Source organism: Dietzia alimentaria 72, from assembly GCF_000226215.1.
In the GTDB taxonomy this organism is placed as follows: domain Bacteria; phylum Actinomycetota; class Actinomycetes; order Mycobacteriales; family Mycobacteriaceae; genus Dietzia; species Dietzia alimentaria.
This window is the reverse complement of the sequence record NZ_AGFF01000003.1, coordinates 82,444-108,701: the sequence shown is the minus strand read 5'-3', so window position 1 is coordinate 108,701 and position 26,258 is coordinate 82,444. Positions and strand designations below refer to the sequence as shown.

The 26,258-nt window shown below is 65.6% G+C and carries 23 protein-coding genes; 10 read left to right on the top strand and 13 right to left on the bottom strand.

All coding sequences use genetic code 11. The features are described 5' to 3' along the window. Positions 1-6: 6 nt before the first annotated feature. Positions 7-1,326 (top strand): alpha/beta fold hydrolase, encoded by a 1,320-nt coding sequence (locus ON04_RS00820; RefSeq protein WP_010539669.1) that lies wholly within the window; start codon positions 7-9, stop codon positions 1,324-1,326. A 61-nt stretch (positions 1,327-1,387) separates the two neighbouring features. Here the strand turns inward: ON04_RS00820 and gyrB are convergent, their stop codons facing one another. The 5 genes from gyrB to dnaA form a co-directional block, all read right to left on the bottom strand. Next, complete coding sequence (gene gyrB, locus ON04_RS00815; protein ID WP_010539668.1) at positions 1,388-3,511, bottom strand: DNA topoisomerase (ATP-hydrolyzing) subunit B; 2,124 nt, start codon at positions 3,509-3,511, stop codon at positions 1,388-1,390. Positions 3,512-3,619: 108 nt separating this feature from the next. Beyond that, the gene (locus ON04_RS00810) at positions 3,620-4,171 is read right to left on the bottom strand and encodes a DciA family protein (RefSeq protein ID WP_050815222.1); all 552 of its coding nucleotides are present in this window, start codon (positions 4,169-4,171) and stop codon (positions 3,620-3,622) included. Next, the gene (recF, locus tag ON04_RS00805; RefSeq protein WP_010539666.1) at positions 4,168-5,436 is read right to left on the bottom strand and encodes a DNA replication/repair protein RecF; all 1,269 of its coding nucleotides are present in this window, start codon (positions 5,434-5,436) and stop codon (positions 4,168-4,170) included. Before recF ends, ON04_RS00810 begins: the two co-directional genes overlap by 4 nt. Positions 5,437-5,461: 25 nt before the next feature. Next, complete coding sequence (gene dnaN, locus ON04_RS00800; RefSeq protein ID WP_010539665.1) at positions 5,462-6,637, bottom strand: DNA polymerase III subunit beta; 1,176 nt, start codon at positions 6,635-6,637, stop codon at positions 5,462-5,464. A 633-nt stretch (positions 6,638-7,270) separates the two neighbouring features. Beyond that, positions 7,271-8,776: a chromosomal replication initiator protein DnaA gene (gene dnaA / locus ON04_RS00795; RefSeq protein ID WP_010539664.1), complete on the bottom strand. Its 1,506-nt coding sequence runs from the start codon at positions 8,774-8,776 to the stop codon at positions 7,271-7,273. A 521-nt stretch (positions 8,777-9,297) separates the two neighbouring features. Here dnaA and rpmH point away from each other — a divergent pair. The 9 genes from rpmH to ON04_RS16910 all read left to right on the top strand — a co-directional run bounded on the left by rpmH (position 9,298) and on the right by ON04_RS16910 (position 15,701). Then, positions 9,298-9,441, top strand: coding sequence for a 50S ribosomal protein L34 (gene rpmH / locus ON04_RS00790; protein ID WP_010539663.1), 144 nt, complete (start codon positions 9,298-9,300; stop codon positions 9,439-9,441). A gap of 18 nt (positions 9,442-9,459) precedes the next feature. Next, positions 9,460-9,825, top strand: coding sequence for a ribonuclease P protein component (rnpA, locus tag ON04_RS00785; protein WP_029457398.1), 366 nt, complete (start codon positions 9,460-9,462; stop codon positions 9,823-9,825). After that, entirely contained in the window at positions 9,822-10,145 is a 324-nt protein-coding gene (yidD, locus tag ON04_RS16070; protein WP_010539661.1) for a membrane protein insertion efficiency factor YidD, read from the top strand. The genes rnpA and yidD overlap by 4 nt, the downstream gene beginning before the upstream one ends. A gap of 17 nt (positions 10,146-10,162) precedes the next feature. Then, positions 10,163-11,356 carry a membrane protein insertase YidC gene (gene yidC / locus ON04_RS00780; RefSeq protein WP_010539660.1) on the top strand — a complete coding sequence of 398 codons (1,194 nt, stop codon included), beginning with the start codon at positions 10,163-10,165 and terminating at the stop codon, positions 11,354-11,356. Positions 11,357-11,485: 129 nt separating this feature from the next. Continuing rightward, on the top strand, positions 11,486-11,974 hold the full coding sequence (locus ON04_RS00775) for a Jag family protein (RefSeq protein WP_010539659.1): 489 nt from the start codon (positions 11,486-11,488) through the stop codon (positions 11,972-11,974). 181 nt (positions 11,975-12,155) lie between these two features. Next, complete coding sequence (rsmG, locus tag ON04_RS00770; protein WP_238529184.1) at positions 12,156-12,869, top strand: 16S rRNA (guanine(527)-N(7))-methyltransferase RsmG; 714 nt, start codon at positions 12,156-12,158, stop codon at positions 12,867-12,869. Between the two features lie 104 nt (positions 12,870-12,973). Then, positions 12,974-13,921, top strand: coding sequence for a ParA family protein (locus ON04_RS00765; protein ID WP_010539657.1), 948 nt, complete (start codon positions 12,974-12,976; stop codon positions 13,919-13,921). Beyond that, a complete protein-coding gene (locus ON04_RS00760) occupies positions 13,918-15,024 on the top strand; it encodes a ParB/RepB/Spo0J family partition protein (RefSeq protein ID WP_029457396.1) in 1,107 nt (368 codons plus the stop codon). Before ON04_RS00765 ends, ON04_RS00760 begins: the two co-directional genes overlap by 4 nt. Positions 15,025-15,287: 263 nt before the next feature. Then, the gene (locus ON04_RS16910) at positions 15,288-15,701 is read left to right on the top strand and encodes a hypothetical protein (protein ID WP_238529183.1); all 414 of its coding nucleotides are present in this window, start codon (positions 15,288-15,290) and stop codon (positions 15,699-15,701) included. On the opposite strand, the gene ON04_RS00750 is transcribed toward ON04_RS16910, so the two are convergent. From ON04_RS00750 to ON04_RS00715, 8 genes are all read right to left on the bottom strand, one after another. Continuing rightward, positions 15,698-16,888 (bottom strand): N-acetylmuramoyl-L-alanine amidase, encoded by a 1,191-nt coding sequence (locus ON04_RS00750; protein ID WP_029457393.1) that lies wholly within the window; start codon positions 16,886-16,888, stop codon positions 15,698-15,700. The genes ON04_RS16910 and ON04_RS00750 overlap by 4 nt on opposite strands. A 126-nt stretch (positions 16,889-17,014) precedes the next feature. After that, positions 17,015-17,353 carry a thioredoxin gene (trxA, locus tag ON04_RS00745; RefSeq protein WP_010539653.1) on the bottom strand — a complete coding sequence of 113 codons (339 nt, stop codon included), beginning with the start codon at positions 17,351-17,353 and terminating at the stop codon, positions 17,015-17,017. Between the two features lie 41 nt (positions 17,354-17,394). After that, complete coding sequence (gene trxB, locus ON04_RS00740) at positions 17,395-18,327, bottom strand: thioredoxin-disulfide reductase (RefSeq protein WP_010539652.1); 933 nt, start codon at positions 18,325-18,327, stop codon at positions 17,395-17,397. A gap of 117 nt (positions 18,328-18,444) precedes the next feature. Next, on the bottom strand, positions 18,445-19,059 hold the full coding sequence (sigM, locus tag ON04_RS00735; protein ID WP_010539651.1) for an RNA polymerase sigma factor SigM: 615 nt from the start codon (positions 19,057-19,059) through the stop codon (positions 18,445-18,447). A 75-nt stretch (positions 19,060-19,134) separates the two neighbouring features. Further along, positions 19,135-20,781 carry a protein kinase family protein gene (locus ON04_RS00730; protein ID WP_010539650.1) on the bottom strand — a complete coding sequence of 549 codons (1,647 nt, stop codon included), beginning with the start codon at positions 20,779-20,781 and terminating at the stop codon, positions 19,135-19,137. Positions 20,782-20,870: 89 nt separating this feature from the next. Then, positions 20,871-22,742: a murein biosynthesis integral membrane protein MurJ gene (gene murJ, locus ON04_RS00725; protein ID WP_010539649.1), complete on the bottom strand. Its 1,872-nt coding sequence runs from the start codon at positions 22,740-22,742 to the stop codon at positions 20,871-20,873. Next, on the bottom strand, positions 22,739-25,333 hold the full coding sequence (locus ON04_RS00720; RefSeq protein WP_238529181.1) for a DUF6049 family protein: 2,595 nt from the start codon (positions 25,331-25,333) through the stop codon (positions 22,739-22,741). Before ON04_RS00720 ends, murJ begins: the two co-directional genes overlap by 4 nt. Beyond that, positions 25,330-26,250 carry an NUDIX hydrolase gene (locus ON04_RS00715; RefSeq protein ID WP_010539647.1) on the bottom strand — a complete coding sequence of 307 codons (921 nt, stop codon included), beginning with the start codon at positions 26,248-26,250 and terminating at the stop codon, positions 25,330-25,332. Before ON04_RS00715 ends, ON04_RS00720 begins: the two co-directional genes overlap by 4 nt. Between the last annotated feature and the right edge of the window lie 8 nt (positions 26,251-26,258).

The window sequence follows — 26,258 nt, the reverse complement described above, 5'->3', positions numbered from 1 at the left end:
CTGGTCATGGGCTCGCACAGGTCTCCAGTCCGCCACCGTTTCCTCGCCTCGGTCGCCGCCGTCGCGTCACTCACCGTGTGGATGACGACGATGACGACGACGGTCTCAGCTGAACCAGTGGAGCAGTTCGACCAGCCGGGCAGCTTTTATGACACGCGATCTCTCCCGACGGGCTCCCCCGGGGTGGTTCTTCGGGACGAGGCCGCCGACCTTCCGCTGACAATCGCTGTGCCCGGTCTCGCTCCCCTGGCCTCGCCGCTCCCGGCCACGGCTCAGCGCTTGATCTATCAGACGACCAACGTCGACGGGCGCCCGGTGGCCACCTCCGGCGCGTTCTACGACTCAACCGCGCCGTGGTCCGGCCCCGGCCCTCGACCGACCATCGTGCTCGGCCCGGGTACGCAGGGCCAAGGGGATGCGTGTGCTCCGTCGCGGAACCTCGAGTCGGGCCTCGGCGTCAACCCGCAGACCAACGGCCTCGTGCCGTCGTATGAGGAGGGGTTCGCTCTCATGCTGGCGGCGCAGGGGTTCCGGGTGATGGTGGTGGACTACATCGGGCTGGGCACCCCAGGCGTTCATACGTATTCGGACCGGGTCGAGCAGGCGCACGCCATGCTCGACGGGGCCAGGGCCGCCCGATCTCTCAGCGGCGACGCACCCGTTGTGTTCTGGGGTCACTCGCAGGGCGGCGGCGCTTCCGCCGCGGCGGCCGAGCTGGCACCCGAATACGCTCCGGACGTCGATGTGCGCGCCGCGTACGCCTCAGCTCCGCCTGCTGACCTGCTGGCGGTGCTGGATCACATCGACGGCTCCACACTGACCGGTGCAATCGGGTTCGCGATCAACGGAATGGTTGAACGATATCCAGTCATCCGGGAGGTAGTGGACCGGAACGTCAGCGATGCCGGGCGGGCCGCACTCGCAGATGTCGCCGGGCTCTGCACCCTCGACCTGCGGTCCGCGTACGGCGGTCACACGACCAACGAGTGGACCGTTTCTGGTCGTCGTCTCGGGGAGATCATCCGCGAAGAACCCGACGCGATGTCCGTGCTCGATCATCAGCGAATCGGAAACCGCGCCCCGGCTGTACCGGTGATGCTGGCCGGCGGCGTCCATGACGACATTATCCCGCTCGGGCAAGTGGAGCAGCTCGGCCGCGACTGGTGTGGTCAGGGCACTCCCGTGCACTTCCGGTACGAAACCACACCCCCGGTCGCCGGTGTCACCCACGCGGCGGCGGCGGTGACCAACTTCGCGCCGGCTGTGGACTTCGTCCGCGACCGACTGGCGGGCCTTCCAGCACCAGACGACTGCGGCACATTCTAGAGAACCCGCCGCTCAACCAGCTGGTTGAGCGGCGGGTTCCGACACCTGGGCGCCGGTGGCATCAAACGTCGAGGAACCTCACATCACGCGCATTGCGGGTGATGAAGTTGCGTCGCGCTTCGACGTCCTCGCCCATCAGGATGGAGAACAGCTCGTCGGCGGCGGCCGCGTCGTCGAGCGTCACCTGGCGGAGCGTACGGACCGAGGGATCCATCGTGGTCTCCCACAGCTCCTTCGGGTTCATCTCGCCGAGGCCCTTGTAGCGCTGGATACCGTCGTCAACGTTGATCCTGCGCTTCTTCTCCAGGCCGATCCTGAGCAGCTCGTCACGCTCCCGGTCTGAGTACGCGAAGTCGGGCTCGCCCTTGCCCCACTTGAGCTTGTAAAGGGGTGGCTGCGCGAGGTAGACGTACCCGTTCTCGACCAGCGGCTTCATGAACCGGAAGATCAGCGTGAGCAGCAGCGTCGAGATGTGCTGACCGTCGACGTCGGCGTCGGCCATCAGCACGATCTTGTGGTAGCGCAGCTTTTCGATGTCAAATTCCTCATGAATGCCGGTACCCAGAGCCGTGATGATGGCCTGGACCTCGGCGTTCTTGAGGACCTTGTCGATCCGCGACTTCTCCACGTTGATGATCTTTCCGCGCAGCGGCAGGATCGCCTGGAACATCGAGTCGCGACCCGATTTGGCGGAGCCGCCGGCGGAGTCGCCCTCCACGATGTACAGCTCGGACTTGGACGGGTCCTTGGACCGGCAGTCCGCGAGCTTGCCCGGCAGACCGCCAATGTCGGTGGCCGACTTACGGCGAACCATCTCACGGGCCTTACGGGCGGCCACCCGGGCCTGGCTTGAGGCGATGGCCTTGTTGATGATGACCCTGGCCTCGGCCGGGTTGGCCTCGAACCAGTGCCCCACGTGTTCGGACACCTGACGCTGGATGAACCCCTTGACCTCGGTGTTGCCCAGCTTGGTCTTGGTCTGACCTTCGAACTGTGGGTCCGCGATCTTTGCGGAGAGCACCGCGGCCAATCCCTCACGAATGTCGTCGCCGGTGAGGTTGGGGTCCTTCTCTTTGAGAAGCTTCTTCTCGCGCGCGTACTTGTTGACCAGTGAGGTCAGCGCCGCACGGAAGCCCTCCTCGTGCGTACCACCCTCGTGGGTGTTGATGGTGTTGGCGAAGGTGTGGACAGACTCCGAATAGCCGGAGTTCCACTGCATGGCCACCTCGACCTCGTGGCCGGTGCCCTTGCCCTCGAAGTACAGGATCGTGGGATGGATGGAGGTCTTGGACTTGTTGATCGCCGTGACGTAGTCCTTGAGTCCGTCCGGGTAATGGAAGGTGCGCTTACGCTCGCGGACCTTGACCGGCTCAGCCTTGGGCTCGGGTTCCGTCTCCACCGAACCCTCGACGAACGCGGCCTCTGGATCCACCGCTCCGTCAACATCCGAACCCTCATCGGAACCGGGCGCCGAATCGGCCCCGCCACCTTCACTGTCCGCGATCGCTTCGAGCTCCGCCGCCTCCTCGGCACGGGAGCGCCGATCCGTCAGCGTGATGGTCAGTCCCTTGTTGAGGAACGCCATCTCCTGCAGACGACGGGCGACGATATCGAAGTCGTAATTGGTCGTCTCGAAGATCGAGCCGTCCGCCCAGAAACGAACCCGGGTCCCCGTGCCCTCGGCGGGGCCGGCATCGACCAGATCTTCCGGGACGGCCGTGTTGAAATTCTGATTCCAGAGGCGATTGTCACGCTTGATCTCCACCTCGACGCGCGTCGACAGCGCATTGACCACGGAGATACCGACACCGTGCAGGCCGCCGGAGACCGCATACGAGTCCGAGTCGAATTTACCGCCGGCGTGCAACTGCGTCATGACCACCTGGACGGTGGGTATGCCCTGCTCGTGCATCTCGACGGGGATTCCGCGCCCGTCGTCGATGACCTCGACACCACCGTCTTCGAGAAGGGTGACCTTGACGCCCGTGGCGTGGCCCGCCATCGCCTCGTCGATCGAGTTGTCCACGACCTCCCAGATTAGGTGGTGCAGACCGCGGGGTCCGGTGGAGCCGATGTACATACCCGGACGCATCCGGACGGCCTCGAGCCCTTCGAGGACGGTGATCGACGATGCACCGTAATCGGTCGAGCCCTTCTTGCTGGCCTTGCTCTTGGCGTCCGCCACGTGCGAACTCCTCGCGTCTCGGGGATCTGTGGGACCGGCCCAGTCTACCTGCGAGAACCGTCCGGTGGGACACGGGCACGCCCGCTCCGACCCGATGAGCCGCCCGCCCTACCCGTAGGTGTCCCGCGGACCGCGCCCGGACACGTGCAGTGGGCCCTTCCGCCAACTCGGCTTCTCAGGTCCCTCGACCTTCAACCGGCGGACGTGGCCCGGTCCCATCGCCGCAGCGATCTTGCGCAAGATGTCCGCCGAAATCAACCGCAGCTGGGTTGCCCACGCCGTGCTCGACGCCCGCACATAGAGGATCCCCTCTTCGAGCCGCTCCGGGGAGGCGTGGGTCGACACGTCCTCCCCGACTATCCGATCCCACTCCGCGAACAGTCGACCCGTGGTGACCTTGTCGTCCCATCCGCGCTTCTTCGCCACCTGCCCGACCAGTCGCCCTAGCGGCTGCGGGTCCCAGTGGTCCGCGCCCGAGCCCGTCCAGCCACGCTTGCGCAGTCGACGCCCCGTGCCCACCGGCCCACTTCGACCGCGACCGACCTGCTTGCCCTCCGCACGCGCTCTCGCCCGGGCCTCTTCGAGAGCTTGTTTGGCGATGTCATAACCACGTTGCGGCTGGCCTGACGGTGTTACCGAATCCCCACCGGGTCCGCTCATATCGGCTGGTACCCCCTTCCAGTATCAGTGTTCTCGTCGTTGTCGTCGTCATCGCTCGCGTCGCCGGCTGGTTCCACGTCAGCGTCGTAGCGTCGCGGTGACAATGTGATCTCCGAATAACGATCAGCGTCTTCGCCCGTCATCACGACGTCATGACGGACACCTCGAAGGCTCGACGGGACGTCCTCCCCCACCGCCGCGGTGATGAGAACCTGCTCCACGCCTGCCGCAACATCGGCCAGTGCAGCACGACGATGCCGGTCGAGTTCGGCGAACACGTCGTCGAGGAGGAGCACCGGTTCGATGCCGTCGGCGCGGAACAACTCGAGCGATCCGAGACGGAGGGCGAGCGCGAACGACCATGTTTCACCGTGGCTCGCGTAGCCCTTTGCGGGCTCGTCACCGAGCGTCAGGGTCAGATCATCCCGATGAGGTCCGACAAGCGACATGCCGCGGTCGATCTCATCGGGCCGGCGACGCCCAAGCTCGGCCAGGAGGACGGCTTCGACGAGTTCGGGGTCGGTCAGTAGTGACTCGTCGGGCGCGCCGTCAACTCGGAACCGGTAGGCGAGCCCCGCCGGGCGGGACTCCGGTGCCAGGCCGCGATAGGCCTCGACGACGAGGGGCCGCAGTTCTCGCAACAGGGCAATGCGCCCGGCAACAATACGCGCCCCCAATTCGGCCAGACGGCCGTCCCACACGTCGAGCGTGTCCAGAACACCGGCCGATTCCTCGGATCTGCCGCGCCGCATAGCGGCGGACGCCGACTTCAGGAGCGCCGAACGCTGACGCAACACCGAGGAATACTCACTCAGGTCCCCACCGAGAGCAGGCCGCCTTTGCACCATCAGCTCGTCGAGCAAGCGCCGGCGCTCCGCGGGTTCGCCCCGGACAAGAGACAAGTCCTCGGGTGCGAAGAGGACGGACTGCACTACGCCGAGGATGTCCCCGAGACGCCGGCAGGGCGAGGTGTTGAGTCGTGCGCGGTTGGCTTTCCCGGAGTTCAGGGCCATCTCGATCGTGAGCTCACGCCCTGCGTTGTGCGCGAGTGCCCCGATAAGAGCGGTCTCCGCACCGGTGCGGATCATCGGCGCGTCACCGGCCACACGATGGGATCTGAGCGTGGCCAGGACACCGATCGCCTCGAGGACGTTGGTCTTACCGTGACCGTTCCGCCCGACCAAGGTGGTCACGCCCGGGTCGAGATCCAGCTCCAGCAGTGGCCAGGAGCGGAAATCGAGAAGCCTGAGATGACGCAGGTGCATGCCGGTCCGGCTAGGTGCTGTGGGCTCAGCCCGGCAAACGCACGGGCATGAGCAGGTAGGTGTGGTCGGAATCGATCGGAGCGATGGAGCCGTCGGCATCCATCTCCGGGAGCGCCTCCGGCGCCGGGCGCAGTACCGCGGGACGACTGGCCTGCGTGAACCCGAAGGCCACGCGCGAAGAGTGCACGCTACCGAGGCCGTCGAGCAGGTAACCCGGATTGAACGCGATGGTCAGGGGAACGCCCACGAACTCAACCGGCAGAGTCTCGTTGGCCTGGGCCGCGTCGTCTCCGCCAGCCGACAGTGCGACTTCACCCTCGGAGAATGCCAGGCGAACCTGGACACCGCGGTCAGCGACCAACGCCGCACGCTTGATCGCCTGGACCAGCGGTTCCACCTCGACCACAGCCACCGAGGTGTGCTGCGGTGGGAGAAGCTGGCGGACCTTGGGGAACTCCGCGTCGAGCAGCCGGGTCGTGGTGCGTTGACCGGAGACCAACACACCGAGAATCCCCTCGGCGCCCACATCTGCGCCAGCACCAAGGCTCAGATCGACACGCCCGCCGCCGCCGGATGACCGGCTGACCTCGATCATCGCTTTGGCCGGAATGAGAACCTCCACAGCCACGTCATCGCGCGCCGGCTCCCACTCGAAGTCACGGATCGCCAAGCGGAACCGGTCAGTCGCGATAAGCGTGACGCGAGATCCCTCGATCTCCATCCGGATGCCGGTGAGCATCGGCAAAGTGTCGTCCTTGCCCGCGGCTACCGCGACCTGCGACACCGCCTCAGAGAACGCATCGACGTTGGCCGAACCGGTCACACCCGGCATCTCGGGCAGCTGCGGGTAGTCCTCGACCGGCATCGTTGGCAACGTGAACTTGGCCGAACCGCAGGTGATGTACATCTTTTGCGCGGTCACCGTCACCTCGACGGGGCGGTCCGGCAGAGCCCGGGCGATGTCGGCCAGCAGACGACCGGAGACCAATGTGCTTCCGGGCTCGGAGACCTCCGCCGGGACGGAGACCTGAGCCGAGGTCTCGTAGTCGAATCCCGAGATCGTCAGACCCGAATCCGCCTCGAGCAGGACGCCGCCGAGGATCGGGACCGAGGGTCGGGACGGCAGCGTGCGAGCAACCCAGGCCACGGAATCTGCGAAGTCCTCGCGAGTGACGCGGAACGTCGGATCCGTGATCTCCATCGATGACCTCTTTCAGGCTGGTGCCGATGCCGGTCCCGGCATCTGGACGATTGAGTGGCTTTAGGTCTTGCGCTGCGTTCGCCGCCGGGTGGCAGCGCATCTCCATGAGAGTAACCGCTCGGACCGACAGGGGGCACATGGAGTCCTGCAACCCGGTCAAGCAGGCTCGCCGTTCCACATCCCTACTTCTAACAAGAACTATCTAAAGAGATAAGAAGTAGTAGTAGGTCCTGTGAAATTGTTAGCCAACGCCTGTAATCACAGGTCCCAGGTGATTTTGGGTTGTGGAGCGATGCGCTCCATCTTGTGATTTACATGAGGGCTCGGTGGAATCACCACCACGCCTCCACCACTTGTACACCGTTCGTCCACAGGACTCCACAGGTTAATCCACAGCTGTGAAGGGTGTGACCAAGGGTGAGAAAGAGTGGCGATTGAGGCGAAGTTGAGTCGCGCGTTTGCGGCCCATACGTCGCTCGCGGAGCCGATCATGCGGGCGAATTCGTGCGATGGAATGGATGCGCGGGTGCGATCGAGGACGCACGGGGACGCACAGAGCGGCACCCGGGGCGGGAATAGGGCGTGGGAACGCGTGCAGGGGAACGGAAAGAGGGGTCGAGCTGCTGGCGCGCGTCAGAGCGAGCGGGAACGCTCCTTGATCCTGGCTGTGAGCTCCTGGATCTGGTCGTACGTGCGCCGATCGTCCTTGATCTCTTTGAGGATCTTGCGCTGGGCGTACATGACCGTCGTGTGGTCCTTGCCGCCGAATGTCACGCCGATCTTCGGTAGCGAGAGATCGGTCAGCTCTCGACACAGGTACATGGCGATCTGCCGGGCGCGCGAGAGCGAGCGGGTCTTGGATGTACCGCACAGTTCGTCGATGCTTGTGGAGAAGAACTCCGCGGTCACCGCCATGATCGTGGCGGCTGAGATCTGCAGTGAATCGTCGTCGGACACCACGTCGCGCAGCACGACCTCGGCGAGGGGCACGTCAATCTCATGTCCGTTCAGCGAGGCGAACGCGACCACACGAATCAGCGCACCCTCCAGCTCACGGATATTTCGCTGGACCCGCGTCGCGATGAGTTCGAGAACATCCCGGGGAACGACGTAACCCTCCGACTTGGCCTTCTTGTCGAGAATCGCGATACGCGTCTCGAGTTCCGGTGGCTGGATGTCGGTGATCAGACCCCACTCGAAGCGTGTGCGAAGGCGGTCTTCGAGCGGTTGCAGCTGCTTGGGCGGCCGGTCCGAGGAGATCACGATCTGTTTCTGGGCGTTGTGGATCGTGTTGAAGGTGTGGAAGAACTCCTCCTGCACCTGCTCTTTGCCGATCAGGAACTGGATGTCGTCCACCAGGAGGATGTCCGCTTCCCGGTAGCGCTTCTTGAACATGTTCTGACGACCGTCACGGACGGAGTTGATGAAGTCGTTGGTGAATTCCTCGGTCGACACGTACTTCACGTTTTGTTCGGAATACATCCGCAGCGAGTAGTGACCGATGGCGTGCAGCAGGTGGGTCTTGCCCAACCCGGATTCGCCCCAGATGAACAGCGGGTTGTACGCGCGGGCCGGCGCTTCGGCTACGGCGAGCGCTGCGGCGCGCGCGAAGCGGTTGGAGTTGCCTTGCACAAAAGCGCTGAACGTATATCGCTCATTCAGCCCGGGAGCGGTGGCCGCGGACAGTGCTTCGTCACGATCACTTCCATGGAGGAGGCGCTCGGCGGCGATCTGCTCCTCGGTCAGCCGTGGAGGTCGGGTCGTGACCGGCGGGTGCTCCGACGCGGTGTCGGATCTGTGAATCCGGTCGTTGGTAATGCCGACGTCGTCGTCGTCCTCGATCGGCGGCTGGCCTCCAGCGAGCGACGTGTCGACCTTGACCGCCAGGTCGATGGGCTCACCGAGCTGCGTGCTGAGAGCACGAGTGATGGGCCCGCGAAGGATGGATTCGATGTTGTCCCGGGCGATGGCAGAGGGAGCGGCCAGCATGGCGAAGCCGTTGACCACAGCAATGGGCTGGACCAGCCTCAACCATGCCTGTTGCTGGCGGGAGAGAACCGGGTTGTCGTCGCTCGCTAGTGCCGGATCGGTGAGTCGGTCGAGTACCGCACTCCACACGTGCTCGAGTTCAGGAGACACGGTGGGCGGTCTCCTCTCGTCAGCGAATTGGGAAAACTGTTACGACCGGGTGGCCGGGACCAACACTCTATCCACAGGCCTCAAGCCTGTCCCATCGAGGTATCCACATGGTTGTCCACAGCTGTGGGTAAATAAACCACTGCCACGGGTGCAGGGTGCGGGTTGATGGTGGGAAGGTCGACGGTGCTGGTTTCGGGGTTAACTTATGCTGCCCGGGTTGGTCACGATGATGAATGACCGTAACAACTGTGTGAACGCATGAGCAACCCTCAAGATCAACTAGAGGGCAGATGTCAAGCACCGCGGCCGGTGGCGTGTCGCGATGGCCTGCGATGTGGTACCTGTGGGACGAATGAGATTACACAGTTTGGCCGCTGGCCCATCATGCGAGTAATCTTGAGCAGTCTGTCGCGCGCTCTTGTGGTGCGCGGCGCGTCGTGGTGCCGCCGTCAGTGGTCCGACGACGTCTCGAACTCAATCGAGCGCTGGAGACGGCGCCGACTTCACGTGAGGAGCCAACCATGGCCAAGGGCAAGCGGACTTTCCAGCCGAACAACCGTCGTCGTGCCCGTGTGCACGGCTTCCGTCTGCGCATGCGCACCCGCGCCGGCCGTGGCATCGTTGCCGCCCGTCGTCGCAAGGGCCGTTCCGCTCTGACGGCCTGATCCGGGCCGGGGTGGCGGATGCTTCCCAGGTCGTACCGGCTCCACCGGTCCGCAGACTTTGCGACGGTGGTGCGTCAGGGTGCGAGGAAGGGCCGCCGCACGATGGTCGTACACGCCCACGTGGACTCTTCGGACGTCCTCGTGGGCGGTCCGCGTTTCGGGCTGATCGTAAGTAAAGCCGTCGGCGATTCGGTGACCCGTCACCGTGTCAGTCGGCGGCTTCGTCATATCGCCGGGAAGTTGCTGGCGGAAGTGGATCATGACCTGATGGTGGTTATCCGAGCGAATCCAGCGTCCGCGTCCGCGTCGCATGAGGACCTGGTGCGCGATCTGCGCAGCGGGCTCGAAGCGGCGTCCGCTCGTGCCCGCAGGTCACTGACATGACGGAAGCCAATCCGGGCCCGGTCGCCCGCATCCTGCTGTGGATGCTTGATTTCTATCAAAAGGGTATCTCTCCCCTGACTCCGCCCAGTTGTCGCTTTGAACCGAGCTGTAGTGGTTACGCGGTGGAAGCAGTCAGGGTTCACGGCGCTTGGAATGGAACGTGGCTTTCGGTCTGGCGGGTGCTCCGGTGCGGGCCGTGGACCCCCGGTGGTTGGGACCCGGTGCCTGAACGCCGAGTCCCCCACCACGAAGTCACAGAACCTCGAGCCCCCGATCCGCCGGGCGATCAAGCCGAGCAGCCCGACATTTCCCGAACGTAGCGAGGACGAAACAACCCATGTCGTTCATTACCAACCCGCTGGTCTATTACCCGATCTCGGGCATCCTCTGGTTCTGGCACAAGATCTTCGCGTTTGTCGGCGGTCTGTTGCCCTGGGTTCAGTCGCCGGACTCTAACGGTGTGATCTGGGCGCTGTCGGTGATCTTCCTCGTGGTGACCCTGCGAATCATGCTGTTTTGGCCGGCGGCAAAGCAGATTCGGTTCTCTCGCAAGATGCAGGAGATGCAGCCCCGGATGAAGGAGCTGCAGAAGCGCTACAAGAACGACCGCGAGAAGCTCGCTGTGGAGACGCGAAAGCTGCAGAAATCGGAGGGCTTCAACCCGGTTGTCGGATGTCTTCCGATGTTCATCCAAATTCCGGTTTTCCTGGGTCTGTTCCATGTGCTCCGTTCCTTCAACAGGATGGGGACGAACTTCAACGCCCTCGGCATGACGGCCGAGGAGACCCGCAACACGGGAAACTACGTCTTCAATGCCGCGGAGGTGCAGAGCTTCCTGGATGCGCGGCTCTTCGGCGCTCCACTTTCGTCGTTCATTTCACAGCCGATCGAACAGTTCCAGGCGTTCGTCGAACCGGGCGCGATGCTCGACTTCGAGCGGTGGAACATCATCTTGGTGGCGATCCCGCTCATGATCGTTTCGGCCGTGACCACGCACCTGAATGCGCGGATCTCGCTCTCCCGCCAGTCGCCCGAGGCCGCGGCCAATCCGCAGGCCAAGATCATGAATCAACTGATGTTGTGGGCGTTCCCCATCGGCATCCTGGTGACAGGCGCGTTCTGGCCCATGGCGATTCTTGTCTACATGGTGACCAATAACCTGTGGACCCTGGGCCAGCAGTACTACCTGTTCGAGAAGATGGCCAAGGAGGACGACGCCGCCGCCCTCCAGCGGCGAGAAGAGCAGAAGTCGTTGGCGCCTAAGGTTGGCGTCAAACCGAGCAAGGTCAAGAAGGGCGCCAACGCGGAGTCGGGAAGCGCTATTTCGACCGCCTCGGCTACCGACACGGTGACCAAGACGATCGACGACGACGGCGGGGCAGACGCGGACCGTCCCGCGTCTGCTCCGATTCCGGGGGCGAAGCCGAAGCCGGGACAGCGTCCACAGCCACCGGGCAGTCAGCGCAGCCGCCCGGCCCAGAAAGGTTCCGGATCGCACCCGAAAAACAAGAAGAAAAAGAAAAAGCGCTGACGCTCCAGAAGTCTAGCGATGGACAAGGTCCCCGATGCTCCGGCGCCGGGGACCTTGTCCCATACTTGGAGGAGATATTCGTGGGCCCTGGGGGGTTCGACGATCGGCGGTCACGATGGAGGCAGGTCCATGTCGAAGAAGAACATCGAGGTGTCGGAGGAGCGTTTAGTCGAAGAGGGCGAGGTGGCCGGCGACTATCTTGAGCAGTTGCTCGACATTCTCGATTTTGACGGCGACATCGATCTCGATGTCGAGGGCGACCGCGCTGTGGTGAGCATCGACGGCGGCGAGGATCTCGATCGTCTGGTGGGTGCCGATGGTGGAGTCTTGGACGCAGTCCAGGAATTGACCCGTCTGGCTGTCCAACAGGAGCTCGGCGATCGCAGTCGTTTGATGTTGGATATCGCCGGTTGGCGTGCCGCTAAACGTGAAGCACTGACAGAAGCCGGGCGGGTGGTGGCGCAGCGAGTGCTGGAGTCAGGCAACCCGGAAGAGATGAATCCGATGACTCCGTTCGAGCGGAAAGTGATTCACGATGCTATTGCCGGGATCGATGGTGTGGGGTCGGATTCGACCGGGGTCGAGCCACATCGTCGTGTGGTGGTTCTCCCGGAGTGATTTACCTTTTGGATTTCGTTGGGGTGCGAGAAGTGGTGTTCGCTCCCCTACGAACCTCGCTTTGAACTAATTACATCGATGTAAGTAGTCGTGGTGTTTCACGTGAAACCGTCGGCACACCGAACATGAAAGGCCAATTTTATCTATGTCCGAGGACCCTGGTTCGGAAACGTCACGTGACATGCTTGGGGATCCGGCGCCGATCGCTGGCTCAGACCTGCCCCCAACCCCAGAAGGGGCGATCAAGGTGTTCGGTGCCCGAACCAAGTTGGCCGAACAGTACGCTGTGTTCCTGGCGACTGCGGGGCTCGAGCGGGGGCTGATGGGTCCGCGTGAAGGGCCCCGACTGTGGGATCGCCATATCCTCAATAGTGCTGCCGCCGCCAGTCCTCTCGGGAACGGCGAGGTCGTAGTCGACATCGGCAGTGGCGCGGGCCTGCCCGGCATTCCGCTGGCGCTTGCTCGACCCGATCTTCAGGTCACACTGGTTGAACCCTTGCTGCGTCGGTCGATCTTCTTGGAGGAGGCCGTCGCCGCTCTAGGGGTAGATATCTGTGTTGTCCGTGGTCGCGCGGAGGACAAGCACGTGATCGAGGCCGCCGGTAACGCAGACGTCGTGACCTCGCGAGCTGTTGCTCCGTTGGCCAAGTTGGCGCGATGGTCCGCTCCACTACTCCGGGGAGGTGGTCGGATGATCGCTCTGAAGGGATCTTCCGCTCAGGACGAGGTGGAACGCGACCGTTCAACACTGAATAGGCTCGGTTTTGAGAACGTTCACGTGGAAACCGTATCAGCTCCAGATGCGGAGGACACGAGGCTCGTGATCGCCACTCTCGCGACTAGGATGGGAGGCCGTGGTGCACGTGCACGAGGAGGCTCGCGGCCACGCGCCTGAGAGGGTGCCCGTTGTCCGACAATGTCGGTTTCACGTGAAACACTGACACTGTCAAAGCTATTGAGGCGTACGGGCTTGCCTACTATGTTTGTGAAAGGTAATGGATGTCCGACGACGAGACCCCGATCTTCGCCGCTGCACGGCAGGCGAACGAGGTGCTCCACGGAGACTCTCGAGATCTCCCCCGGCCGACTGAGCCGCGAATCATTACGATCGCCAACCAAAAGGGTGGAGTCGGCAAGACCACATCCACGGTGAACCTTGCCGCATCTCTTGCGCTAGGCGGTCTAGGTGTTCTGGTGATCGATATGGATCCACAGGGCAATGCGAGTACTGCTCTTGGTGTAGATCATCGGGAAGGTACGCCCTCGAGTTACGAGCTCTTGATGTGGGAGCAATCCATCGAGGATCTCATGCAGAAGAGCCCGCACGCGGACAAGTTGTTCTGTGTCCCTGCGACCATTGACCTGGCCGGCTCGGAAATCGAGCTGGTGGGACTTCCTCATCGAGAACGCCGTCTTGCCGAAGTCCTTGTTCCGGAGGATTTGAAGTCGCTCGGGATCGATTACGTTTTTTTGGACTGTCCGCCCTCCTTGGGACTCCTCACTGTCAACGCGATGGTCGCGGCAAGTGAGGTCCTGATTCCGATCCAGTGTGAGTACTACGCTCTTGAAGGCGTGGGCCAGCTACTTCGTAACGTCGAACTCGTGCAGCAGCATCTCAATACGTCGCTCGAGATTTCCACCATAATGCTCACGATGTATGACGGTCGGACCAAGCTAGCGGAGCAGGTAGCGGGCGAAGTTCGTCGGCATTTCGGTGACACAGTTCTGCGAACGGTCATCCCCCGCAGCGTGAAGGTGTCGGAGGCGCCCGGATACGGGATGACAATACTGCAGTACGACGCCGGGTCACGTGGAGCACTCGCGTATCTGGACGCGGCTAAAGAAATCAACCTCCGTGGCGCTCCCAGTTCGATGAATGACGACGATGATGGGGACGCGATACCGTCCGTCGACCAGGGTACGAAAGCGTCAAAGGAGAAGCGATGAGTCAGCAGCGTAGGGGCGGTCTCGGACGGGGACTTGCCGCTCTCATCCCGACGGGGCCGGAGGACGGCCCGCGACTTGGTGACGAAGCCGCAGACCTCATTCTTGGTCCACGGGGCGGAGGGCCACGGACCAGTCCCCCACGTCCTCGTTCGCGGACCGGGGTCGAGAACGCTCCGGAGGCGGAAGGTAAGACTAGTTCAGGCGGACATGGAGGGTCGGCAACAGGCGCGCGCTCCAACACAGATGTTTCACGTGAAACCGGGGACCTGGTGGACCCCGGAGCGGTGTATCGGGAGATCTTCCCTGCGGACATCGATCCCAACCCGAAACAGCCCCGCACCTACTTTGACGAAGAGGCGCTGGCCGAATTGGCGCACTCGGTCAAAGAGTTCGGCCTCCTCCAACCGATTGTCGTCCGTGAGATGCCCGACGGCCGCTATCAGCTCATCATGGGTGAGCGGCGTTGGCGAGCAAGTCAGCGGGCGGAGCTCAAAACAGTCCCTGCGATCGTGCGTCAGACCGACGACGAAGACCTGCTCCGTGATGCTCTGCTGGAGAATATCCACCGGGTCCAGCTCAACCCATTGGAAGAGGCAGCCGCGTACCAACAACTCCTCGAAGAGTTCAACGTGACGCAATCCGAGCTCGCCACCAGAATCGGTCGATCACGCCCGGCCATCACCAATAGCATCCGTCTTCTCCAGCTTCCGACCGCCGTGCAGCGCCGTGTAGCCGCAGGCGTGTTGTCCGCCGGACATGCACGCGCACTGCTGGGTCTGGAGGCAGGCGAAACCGCCCAGGACGAGCTCGCCGCCCGGATCGTCGCGGAGGGACTATCAGTCCGCGCGACCGAGGAGATCGTCACGCTGGCCAACAGGGAGCCGAGTAACGCTGATACTAAACCCAAGGCCAGCACGCGCGGTCGTGAGCGAAATCCTGAGCTCGAAGCCGTGGCGGGTCGGCTATCCGACAGATTCGAGACCTCGGTGTCGGTGACGATGGGCAGGCGAAAGGGACGCATCACGATCGACGTGGGTGACGCGGATGATCTCGCCCGGGTCCTCTCGTTACTCGAGGACGGGTCGTCCGGTAGCGCGAAATGATAACTATCCGGTCGCTGGATTTGTCTGCCGTGGACCAACTCGGTCCACGGGCACGGCGGTGCGCGTACTGGCAGACAGACGACCGCGACGGGGACACCATCCCGGGGGATCCTGGGTTCGAGAAGGAAGCGTGGATTTCCCATGTCTCCCTCGAGTGGGGAGTCTGCGGGCAGGTCGCCAGAAACGGGAACGACTCGGCCGGAGCCGCGTTCTACGCTCCCCCTGGGATGGCGCCGCGATCCGTCTGCTTTCCCACTTCGCCTGTGGGTGCTGACGCGATCCTGCTAGCCGGAATGAATGTGGAGAACGGGGCGCCGGCTGGAGTGCTGACGGCTTTGTTGGACGCGGTCGTTGTTGACCTTCGGAGCCGCGGAATCAGGGCAATTGAGGCCTTCGGGCAGGTGTCCGGGGACACGGGTGATGTTTTGTCACGTGACGGCTGTGGTGCGGACTCCTGCGTTCCAGGCAAGGACTTCCTGGTGGAACACGGGTTCACTGTGGTGGCTGACCACGAGACCCATCCGCGCCTGCGTCTGGACATAGACAGCGAGCACATGTGGAAGGCAGACGTGGAGCATGCCCTCGATCAGCTCTTCGCCGAGCGGGGTTTCCCCACGCGCCGGTTGGCCGAATTGTCAGGAGTGACCGCCAAATTCGATCGCCCTGGCGGGATTTAGTCGAGTTGCCGCTGTTCGTAATCGATGAGTGCGTCGACGGACATCGTTCCGGTGGGATGAACGTCGTCGTCGAGCAGATAGAGGCGCTTCACGCCCACGAGAATCGAGTCGATGATCGTGTCCTGGGAATCGCGGTTACCCAGGATCGCCAGATCGTCTGGGTTGTAGGCGTAACCGAGGTAGATCTGAACCGACGGCATCCGCGTCATCCGCAGGAGGGGCCAGCTGCGTCCATGGGTGCGGCAGTCGCGTAATTCGGTACGGCTGACGATTTCACGCTGGACGAACCCGGACAGAGCCTCGCCGAGCATCGACTCGGCACCGAGCGAGTTCCCGAAGTAAAAGGTGGCTACGCCGTTGCCGACCGGATTGGGGTGACGGTCCAGACGCAGCGAGATGATCAGATCCGCGTTGAACGCGTTGGCGATCTCCGCACGCTCGGGGTCGGTGGGGATCATTGCCTCGGGACGCGAGAGGAACACCTCCACCCCGGCCTGGTGCATCCGCTCGGACAGCCGCCTGGTGATATCCCAGAGAAGCTCAGCGTCTGTGATGGTGCCGTACTGCGTCTCTATACGGATGGGGTTCTCGGAGCCGCCCGGCCCGGGGTCCAGGACTATGCGCTTACCGGCGAGCATAGGACCGGATGTGCGGGCCCGCTCGCGCTCGACTAGCGAGGAGACGTCGCCGCCCTTGAACAGCGTGGAGAAGCGACTGAGAGTGTCCAGGGTCTCCACCCCCACCACGCCGTCCGCTGGTAGGCCGCAGTCTCGCTGGAAGTCGGTCACGGCCGCGTGGGTGAGAGCTGCGAAGGTCCCGTCGACGAGTCCCGCGTAGAAGCCGAGTTCGCCGAGCCGACGTTGAAGCTGGGCGATGTCGTCGCCGGCCATCGGCTTGGAGACGAGGTAGCTCAGATCGCGGGTGCCGAGAACGTGGCTGGCATCTTTCAGGGCCGCTTGGGTAGAGGCACCAACGACACCGTCGGTCATCAACCCACGGGCCTGCTGGAAGGCCAGAACGGCCGTTTCCAGATCCGCATCGAATACCGCGTCGGTCCGAGCGAGGATCGAACCCGTCTCGGGCTCGGTGACGCCCACGGAATCGATGTGGTGCAAAAGCCCCATTCCCGCGAGCGTCGCGCGGATCGAGGCCACTTCAGGCCCTCGGTCACCACGTCGCCACGCCATGGGTGCCCTCCCTCTGTTCTGCTGATAGGTACCGGGATGAACTTACCGTCTCGGGCGTATGGATGCCCGGGCCGCACCGGACGAGGCGCCGGTTACGACCCGGGGTCCGCCGGGGGTGGACAAAGCTCAGAGGACGTCGCTGAGCTCCGTGCGTAGCGCGGACTTGGACTTGGCGCCCGTGATCCGCTTGACCGGCTGGCCCTCTGAGAACAGCAGCAGCGCCGGGATGGCGGTGATCTGGTATTCCGCGGCGAGTTCCTGGTTGGCTTCGACGTCCACCTTGGCCACCGTGAGCTTGTCCGACTCGGCGCCGGCGAGCTCGTCGAGAACGGGCGCCATCATGGTGCACGGGCGGCACCAGGTGGCCCAGAAGTCCACCAGTACGGGTTTGGAACCACTGGCAGCGAGCACGGACTCGGCGAAGTCGGCCTCGGTCACGTCGATGATGTTGGGGGTGTTGGCCATGACGACCGGTCCTTTCGAGAGGCGGGAATTGTGCGGTGGCGTCAGGCCTGCTCGGCGAGCCACCGCTCGGCGTCGATCGAGGCGGCGCAGCCGGAACCGGCAGCGGTGATGGCCTGGCGGTAGCGGTGGTCGACGAGGTCGCCACACGCAAAAACGCCGGGAATGGACGTTGCGGTGGTCTGACCGGTGAGAACGTAGCCGTCCTCATCAACCTCGACCTGGTCGCGGACCAACTCGGACCTCGGATCGTGACCGATCGCGACGAACATCGCGGCGGTCTCGAGCTCACTGGTCTCGCCTGTGACTGTATTGCGCAGGCGCAACTTCTCGACGGATCCGTTCTGGCCGGCCAGAACCTCGTCGACGGCGGTGTTGAGCACGAACGAGATCTTGTCGTTCTCCCGCGCCCGCTCAAGCATGATCTTTGAGGCCCGGAACTCCTCGCGGCGGTGCACGATGGTCACGGAGGAGCCGAACTTGGTGAGGAAGGTGGCCTCCTCCATGGCGGAGTCGCCCCCGCCCACCACGACGATCGGCTTGTCGCGGAAGAAGAAGCCGTCACAGGTGGCGCAGGAACTGACGCCCCGGCCAAGGAACTCCTGCTCGCCCGGGATGCCGAGGTAGCGCGCGGCGGCGCCCATCGCCAGGATGACGGCACGCGCGCGGTATTCGTCCTCACCCACGCGGACGATCTTGACGTCGCCGGCCAGGTCCATCGACGACACGTCCTCCATGCGCAGATCCGCTCCGAACCGCTCGGACTGTTCGCGCATCTGCATCATCAGGTCCGGGCCCATCATGCCTTCGGCGAAGCCGGGGAAGTTCTCCACGTCGGTGGTGGTCATGAGCGCGCCACCGAACTGCGATCCCTCGAATACCAGCGGCTTGAGCTCGGCACGGGCGGAGTAGATTGCAGCGGTGTAACCGGCCGGGCCGGATCCGACGATGATCACGTCGTGGATGGTCTCGCTCATGGGTTCTCCGAGCTCCTTAACGGGGGACTGATGGTGTACCGGGCCGACACGACACTGTCAGGCCTTCTGAAGACTCCAACATCCCGGGCCGAGCGGATGTTCCCGCGGGGTGGGCACTCAGTCGGTGACGTTCACCCCCGCGAGGAGAACGCTCAGCTTGGCGCGTCCCCGGGAACAGCGACTCTTGACCGTCCCCGGGGGGACGTTGAGCAGGTGTGCGGCCTCCGCCACGGAACAGCGCAACATGTCGACGACGACGACGGCGTCCCTCTGGTCATGGGGTAGTTCCGCCAGCGACTCGGCCACGATTATCGCGTAGGCCGGATCCTGATGGAAGTGGTCCCGCAGGGTTACCTGCTCGTGCAGCTTCGGGGTGAGCGTCGCGTGCCGGCGGACGCGCTGGGAACGCATCTTGTCCAGGCAGGCGTTGACCACGATGCGATAGAGCCATCCCTGCACCGGGCACGAGTGCCGGAACGTGCCGGCCTTCTGGTACGCGGAGACCAGGGCTTCCTGCAGGGCTTCGGCGGCGTCATCACGGTTGAACGAGGTGCGGATCGCCAGCCGCCAGAGGTAGTCGTAGTGGCGGCGGACCAGTGCGGAAAAGGCGTCAGGGTCGCCCGCGACGTGGGCGTCGAGCAGTTCGCCGTCCGTCAGCGGGACCTCCGCTGCGGGGCGCGTCCGCGCAGTGTCCGCGGGGGTGGCGGTGGCACTGGTGTTCACGCCGATCACGGTAACCCGCCGCGAGCCCGGGCGGGGAGGTCATCTCCGGCGATCACCGACGAAGGTGTCCCCGAGGTGGTGCGCTCAGCGGGAGAGTTCGACCTCGGTGATCGACGCGCTGTAAGCCTGGGGTCCAGTGGTGCCGAGGCGGGTGAACCAGACCAGGAGGTACTCGGATTCGGACGCCTCGTCGATGGACACGGTGCCAGTACCTCCACTGACCGTGCCCGTACCCAGCAAAGTCGTCTCGTCGAGGGAGCTCGGGGTGGCACTGCTGGCGGAGCGGATCTCGAACTGCACGTCATCGTCCTCCGCGTAGACCATCACCTCCCTGGTCATCTGCTTTCCGTCGAGCGTCAGCATCAATCCGATTCCGGGCTTATAGGCGGAGGGGCCGTCCCCCACCTGGCTGCGGTAGGTGTCCGTCGCCCAGGCGGTAGACCTGTCGCCGTCCGCCACGTTGGGTGCGGACGCTGAATTCTCCGCGGTCCCCGCCGAATCAGCGGGCTGCCATGCGGTGACGGTGCTCACCTCGACCGGCGTCGACGGGGAGGCAGCGGTGGTCTCCCCCGAGTCGTCCTCGGAGTCCTCGGATTCCGTGGCCTCGGTGGTCTGTGCGGCGCGGCTGTCCCGGGCGGCCCGCTCGATGGCGTCGAGTTGTTGGGACAACGGCGTGTCGTTGTTGCTACTGCTGAGTCCCCCCAGCATCCAGGCACCCAATATCGCGATCACCAGCACGGCCACCGCGCCGGTTCCCGCCATGATCTGCCACCGGCGCTTGTACGTGCCCTGGTCAGGCTCCGCGTAGGGCTCGCTGTAGGGATAGGCGAACGTATCGGCGCGGGGCCGGGTGCGGGCACCGGCTTCGACGGCGGATCCGGGGTACCCGCTCTCGGGAATGTCCCACCCGGCCGCGTTCGCCGTTCCGGAGCCGACGCGGTCAGAGATCATCGATCGGACGGTGGCGGCGGAGCTGACGGACGAGCCGTCGAGGGAACGCATGGCCAGTACGGCCGATTCGGCATCGACGCCGGAGCCGACGACGGTGGGATCGCGGACCTCGTCGTCGTCCCGTGGGGCGGCCCCCGGCCGACCGTCGGCCGGTACGTGCAGGTCGGAGCCCTCGGGTAGGGGCAGTGGCCACTTTCCGGTGAGTAGGGCATACATCACGGCGCCCAGACCGCGGATGTCTGAGGTGACGTCGGCGGGCGACCCGACGCCGGGGAAGGCCAGTATCGCGCGTCCGTCTTCGGTCAGGCGGAGACGATCCGGGGAGTCGAGGCCCAGGACCAGACCCTTCTCGTGGGCGCGCGTCGCGGCATCGGACAGACCCCACACCGCACCCACCGCCGGATCCGGATCCGGACTCTCCACTGTGGCGGCCAGGCTGCGGCCGGGGATCCACTCGGCCACCACGATCCCTCCGGCACGCCCACGGATCACGTCCAACACGCGCGCGAGACCGTCGGAGTACACGGCGGTGAGGGCGACGGTGCGGTCGAGGACTCCGGTCGCCGACCCGGGTGGCTGCTCACCGGGCAACGGATCGACGAACGTCAACGCCACATCGCGGCCGAGACGCTTGTCCCGGGCCTTCCAGAAAGCCTGACCGGCTACGCCACCGTGCGGCTCGAGTAGCTCGTAACGGCCACCGGAGACCAGGCCGCCCACGGCCAGTCGGGGCGGTAGCGGGGTGGCCCGCGGCGTCGAGTCTCCTGCGCTCTCGCCCACCCGGTGACCTCCTCACCTAACGCGGCGCCCACCCGGGTCGGCCGCTCGTGACAGTGGAGAGTGTACGTTCCGCCCACCTTGCCAATCGACTATCGCCTCAGACGTCCCACGAGTCCGCGGAGTACGGGGGCGATGGCCTCCAGCTCCGGCAGCTTGGACCGCGAGATGATCAGGCCGGTCACACCGAGCGCGATCACCGCAGCTACACCCACCCGGAGGATAAAACCGATGCTGCCCACCGCATTGGTGAGGGCGTCCATCGGCAGGACGGTGTCCACGCCGAGAGCCACCAGCGCACCGACGACCGACGCCCCCAGCGTCCATACAGCGGACCGCGCGGTCTCGCGGCCGCGCAGGGACCCGAGCTTCGCGCGAAGGAGGATGTAACCGGCCACGGCTCCCACCACCCAACCGATGCCGTTGGCCAACGCCAGACCGATCACCACGTGAGATCGCTCCTGCGCGATCGCCGGGACGATGAGGGACAGGACGACGCGGACCACGGTAATGGCCAGGATCACGACCGTGGGGGTCCAGTAGTCCTCGCGGGCGTAGAACACGCGCTGCTGGAGCAGGACCACCGCGTACGGGATGAGTGTGAACGCGCCGAACGCGAGGGTCAGGCCCAGGATGTCGGCGTTCTGGGCGTCGAAGTTGCCGTAGCGGAACAGACCGGTGGCGATAGAGGGACCGAACGCGGTCATGAACGCGATGATCGGGAGGAGACCGAACAGCGACAGACGGGTACCCAGCGAGATGTCGCGAACCACCGCGTCGTTGCGGCCGGCCACACCGTTGTCGGCCAAACGCGGGTTGATGGCCGTGAGCAGGGTGACGCCGATGATCCCGTACGGGACCTGCAGGAGCAGCCAGTAGGTCTGGTAGATCGCGATGGCGGCCTCGTCCGCGGCCGCGCCGATCCGGTTGGTCATCACCAGTCCGACCTGGGAGATGAGAACGTAGGTCACCCCGGCGAGGGCGTGCCCACCGAACTGCTTGATACGCGGGTCGAGTCCCCACTGCGGACGCAGGTCCACACCCGCGCGGCGCAGTGCCGGCACCAGAACAGCGGCCTGGACCACCACGCCGAGCGTGGTGCCCAGCCCCAGTAGAAGGATGGGACCGCTGAGCAGGTTGACCGGAGCGGCCGGGTCGATTCCACTACCCACCACCGCGAACAGCGCCAGCGTGGCAATGGCCACCACGTTGTTCCACACCGGTGCCCACGCGCCGGGGCGGAAGACGCCGTTGTAATTGAGCACCGCCAGCATCACCGAGAAGACGCCGTAGAAGAAGATCTGCGGCAGCAACAGGAATGCGAAGGCGGTGGCCAGATCGGTGTTGACCTCGCCGTCGCCCAGGTTGAGCTCGGTGAGCAAGGGCGCACACGCCACCGCCACGACCGCCGCGCCCAGTGCGAGGACCGAGGTGACCGTGAGGAGTCGTCGGATGAACGACACTCCCCCGTCCTCGTCCTCCTGCGCGGACCTGGCCAGCAGCGGCATGAACATCGCCGTGAGGACCGAACCCAGGACGAGCTCGGTGATCATGTTGGGGAGCGTGTTGGCAGTGTTGAACGCCGAGGCGACCGCCGGGCCGAGAACCGTGAGAATGAGGATCATCCGCACGAACCCCGTGACGCGGCTCGCGAGGTTGGCCACCGCCATGGAGCCGGTGGAGCGCATGACCGAGGAATCGGAGGAGTCCCGGGTCCGGCCGCCGGTGCCTCCGCCAGTGGTGGGAGCGGCACCGTGATCGGGGGGCGGGCCACCCGCGGCAGCATGGGACGCGGCACGGGCGGCGGCGAGTCGCTCGACCGGCACTGAATCCGGGGCGAACGAGTCGGCGACGGGCGGCGGTGACACCGGCCGGGGGAGCACGGAACTGCCCGACTCGCGACGCCGGGCACGGAGCCCGGGATCGGGTCTGCGGAGGCCGTCAGAGCCCTGCTCGTGGTTCAAGGTCGGTGCCCTTCGTCCGCGGGATCGAGGATTCCCCGACGGTAGCGCAGGTACCGGCGACCCCCCAGGATGAGGGCGAGGGCCGCCGCCGCGAAAGCGAACGCCTGGGCGACGGGATACCCGCCGGTCTGCACGGACAGTTCGACCGGATCAGACAGCGACCTACCGTCGGGTCCGTTGAGTGCGAACGTCACCGTGTGGCGATCGCCGCCACCGGAGTCGGACTGGGTAGGCACCTGCAGCGTCCGGGACCCTGCTGCCGGAATCTGGACCATCCCCACCGGGTCCACGTGGATCTCGGGTGGCGTGGACACGGCCACGTCCACCCGTACCGGGAACGGGAGACCGTTGCGGATCACCAGCAGCAGCGGGCTGTTAGGGCTGGCCATGGTGAACACACTGCCGGGAGGGAGCAGGTCCACACGTCCGAGCGACTCTGTGACCGTCGAGGACAGGCGATCCAACCTGCGCAGTGACCGCGCTCGCGCCGCGGCGCCGGTGCCGGATTCCGGGGTGAGCCCGTCGCCCTCGGCCCGTCGGCCGGTCTCGGAGATCGCCCGCAGTGCGTCTCCGACCATCGGATCGAGATGGTTCTCGGCACCAACGGAGGTGGGATCGGAGGTGTCGACGAGGGACCGAAGTGTGCCGATGCCGTCGAGTGCCACCTTCAGTCGTCGGGCGGTGCCTCCCCGGGGGCCGAACGGATCCGCGGCACCCGGGTCCACCGCTCCCGTCGGGTACGTGGCCAGCTGGCCGCCGGGAACGGTGACGGGGCGGGACAGTCGATCGGACAACGGCATCGCGCGCAGTCGTCCGGACTCCAGCTGGACCCGCAGGGTCTCCAGCAGGGAGGAGGCGGAGGCGCCGTCGACAGTCCACACCGGCGGGGGGACCGCCAGGATGCCCTGGTCCAGGGCGGTGGCGCCAGCGGTCCCGGGTGCTGGGGGCGGCGCATCCGGGCCGGCGGCGGCGACCGCGTCCTCCGCGTCGATGATCGGAGCGATCATCGCGGCCCGTGCATCCTGCAGGCGGGCCGCCGGGGAATCGGCTGTGAGCCAATAGCGCGAATCGGGGTCCGAATAGAGTGGGTTCTCGGGGACTGAGCCGGTGGCGGCGAGCGCCGACCCCACGGCGGGGGAAAAGGTCAGGGCGCGACTGCCGACGTCGGTCGTGGATCCCATGAGGCCCGGCGGCGGCACAAGACCGGTATCCGTGCGGGTGGAGGACGCCGCGATGATCGCCGTGGTTCCCGTCCCCGGCAGCGCCTCCGCGGTCTCCGGGCTGAGAGTGCCGGTCGCGGGCACCAGGACGTCCGGTAGCGGGGCCACGCCCAGGATCCGCCGGACCCCCTCTGAGCGGTCCAGAGCGGCCTTCGTCAACTCTGCTGAGCCGACTTCAGCCACCACGTCGAGGTCCGCCTGAGCAGTCGGAAGCGCCACCACACAGCCGCTGTCCGCCAGGGCGCGTAGTTCGTCCATCCAGCGCGAGGCGTCCGCGGCCACGGCTTCAGCATCGACCTGCCCGGCATCATTTTTGTCACCCCGTCTGCCACCGCGCTTGTCACCCCGGCCACCGTCGGAGTCGCCCACGCCGATGCCGGAATCAATCACCACATGGCGACCGTCCGCGATCTCCGAGACAGTGCCCAGCAGGTCCGGGTCCATCGCCAGGCACGTCGACCTGCGCAGCGCTTCCCCTCCGGGGCCGTTGAACGCCTCTTCCGCCGCCCGGACCAATCCGGTGAGCCTGCCGCCCTCCGACAACTCGCCAGGCAGGGAGTCATCCGTCAGCGCCACCACGGGATCGGTGCCGTCGGCTCCGGGCACCGCCGCGATCCGCGTCGGTGCGGAGGCCAGCGGCCACAGAACGGTCAGCGGCACCGACGCCCGGGCCGCTTCGTCCGCCGGCGGGGTGGGGCCCACGTTGTCGTCGTCGACCCCGGGCGGTGACGCGCCCGGCGGCGCCGCCAGCACGGGCAACAGGATGCGCGCGTCATCGAGCCGAGCCGGTATACCTCCCTCGGGGGTGCCGTTGACGTTCACGAGGAGCGGGTACACGCCGGGCTCATCGAGTTGCAGGTCTGCGGCGGGGTTGCCGGGGATCTCGCGCGCGGGCATCGACACGCTGTACCGCGTCGACTCCCCCGGCCCCAGCGACTCGGTCACCCGTACGAACTCGCCGCCCACCGGGAAGGACGGCTCTGACCAGACCAATGGGTCGCGTACCGCCTCGGTGCCCGCTGCCCGGGGACCGCGTTGTAGCCGCACATCTACCGCCTCAAGAGGCGTGGAGCCGACGTTGGTGATGGTTCCGGACACGGTCACCGTGGGTACGCCGGCCTCCGTGCCCACCGCCACGCCGCCGCCCGCGGACGGACCGTCCAGGACCTCTGGCGTGAGCTCATCGATCGCGATCCGGGCCAGGGCTGGAGCGGGATTGGGCACGTACCCGGCGGCCGCAGCCTGATCCGGGGTGATCGCGTGCGCGAGCGGAGCGCTCTGGATCCCCCACAGCGGACCGCCCACAAGTGCGGCGCAGACGGCCATCGGGACGACCGCCCGGACTCCACGCCCAACCGGCCGCCCGATCACGACCCCTCCGCCGCCCCGTCGCGGGACACGCCGCTCCGCCGGTGGTCCGAGGTGCCGGAGCCGCCCTTGTCGTTGCCCGGCTCGGCACCACGACCGCTACGCCGAACCGGTTCGGGGCCGTCTGACCGCCGGGACGGGTCGACGACCTGCGCGGTCGCCGGGGCCGGGTTCTGGCCCGCCAACTCCGCCTTTGCCAGATCAGGAAGTATGGCCCGCGCCGACTCGACCAACCGACGCTCGTCCGGGTACGCCAGTCGTCGGGGTAGGTCCTCGAACGCCACCCATGCGACCTCGGTGATCTCGGGGTCCTCGTCGCACAGTTCGCCGTGGTCGAAGCGGATCAGGTGATGATGGACCGTCTTGTGGATGCGACGTCCCTCGGCGACGAACCAGTAGTCGATCGCGCCGAGTGGGGCCAGGATCGTGCCGTCGAGGCCCGTCTCCTCGAGGACCTCGCGGCGCGCTGTCTCCTCGATGGTCTCCCCCGGCTCGATGTGGCCCTTGGGCATGGACCACAGCATGCGATTACGTCTGTCGAGGCGGCCGATCAACGCCACCTCCAGCCGCGACAGGTCCGGACGCCCACCGGCCGCCGCGGCCTGCGCGAGACCACGTACGACGAGGCCGCCGGCAGAGGTTTCCAGCACCGTGCGCAGTCGCTGGCCGCTGCGCGGGTGCCGACCGCCGGGACGACCACCGCGGGCGTTCTTGCCACCCTGCGCTTTACCGCCCTGCGGCTGGGTGCCGGACTTGCCGCCCGACTTGGTGGCCTTTGATCCGGCCTTGCCGGGCGAGGAGGTGCGCGTTGTGTTGGTCGACGCTGCCTGACCGCCGCCCGACTTGGGTCGTGGGGAAGTCCGTTGCGAACGCGGTTTCTGGCGCGAGGTGGAGCCGGCGGTCCCGTCGCCGGTCTTCACGGTGAGCG

Excerpts from the sequence above, each read along its gene's own strand:
- ON04_RS00820 (WP_010539669.1), top strand. The coding sequence starts at position 7 with ATGGGCTCGCACAGGTCTCCAGTCCGCCACCGTTTCCTCGCCTCGGTC.
- ON04_RS00810 (WP_050815222.1), bottom strand. The coding sequence starts at position 4,171 with ATGAGCGGACCCGGTGGGGATTCGGTAACACCGTCAGGCCAGCCGCAA.
- recF (WP_010539666.1), bottom strand. The coding sequence starts at position 5,436 with ATGCACCTGCGTCATCTCAGGCTTCTCGATTTCCGCTCCTGGCCACTG.
- dnaN (WP_010539665.1), bottom strand. The coding sequence starts at position 6,637 with ATGGAGATCACGGATCCGACGTTCCGCGTCACTCGCGAGGACTTCGCA.
- rpmH (WP_010539663.1), top strand. The coding sequence starts at position 9,298 with ATGGCCAAGGGCAAGCGGACTTTCCAGCCGAACAACCGTCGTCGTGCC.
- rnpA (WP_029457398.1), top strand. The coding sequence starts at position 9,460 with ATGCTTCCCAGGTCGTACCGGCTCCACCGGTCCGCAGACTTTGCGACG.
- yidD (WP_010539661.1), top strand. The coding sequence starts at position 9,822 with ATGACGGAAGCCAATCCGGGCCCGGTCGCCCGCATCCTGCTGTGGATG.
- yidC (WP_010539660.1), top strand. The coding sequence starts at position 10,163 with ATGTCGTTCATTACCAACCCGCTGGTCTATTACCCGATCTCGGGCATC.
- ON04_RS00775 (WP_010539659.1), top strand. The coding sequence starts at position 11,486 with ATGTCGAAGAAGAACATCGAGGTGTCGGAGGAGCGTTTAGTCGAAGAG.
- rsmG (WP_238529184.1), top strand. The coding sequence starts at position 12,156 with ATGCTTGGGGATCCGGCGCCGATCGCTGGCTCAGACCTGCCCCCAACC.
- ON04_RS00765 (WP_010539657.1), top strand. The coding sequence starts at position 12,974 with ATGTCCGACGACGAGACCCCGATCTTCGCCGCTGCACGGCAGGCGAAC.
- ON04_RS00760 (WP_029457396.1), top strand. The coding sequence starts at position 13,918 with ATGAGTCAGCAGCGTAGGGGCGGTCTCGGACGGGGACTTGCCGCTCTC.
- ON04_RS00750 (WP_029457393.1), bottom strand. The coding sequence starts at position 16,888 with ATGGCGTGGCGACGTGGTGACCGAGGGCCTGAAGTGGCCTCGATCCGC.
- trxA (WP_010539653.1), bottom strand. The coding sequence starts at position 17,353 with ATGGCCAACACCCCCAACATCATCGACGTGACCGAGGCCGACTTCGCC.
- trxB (WP_010539652.1), bottom strand. The coding sequence starts at position 18,327 with ATGAGCGAGACCATCCACGACGTGATCATCGTCGGATCCGGCCCGGCC.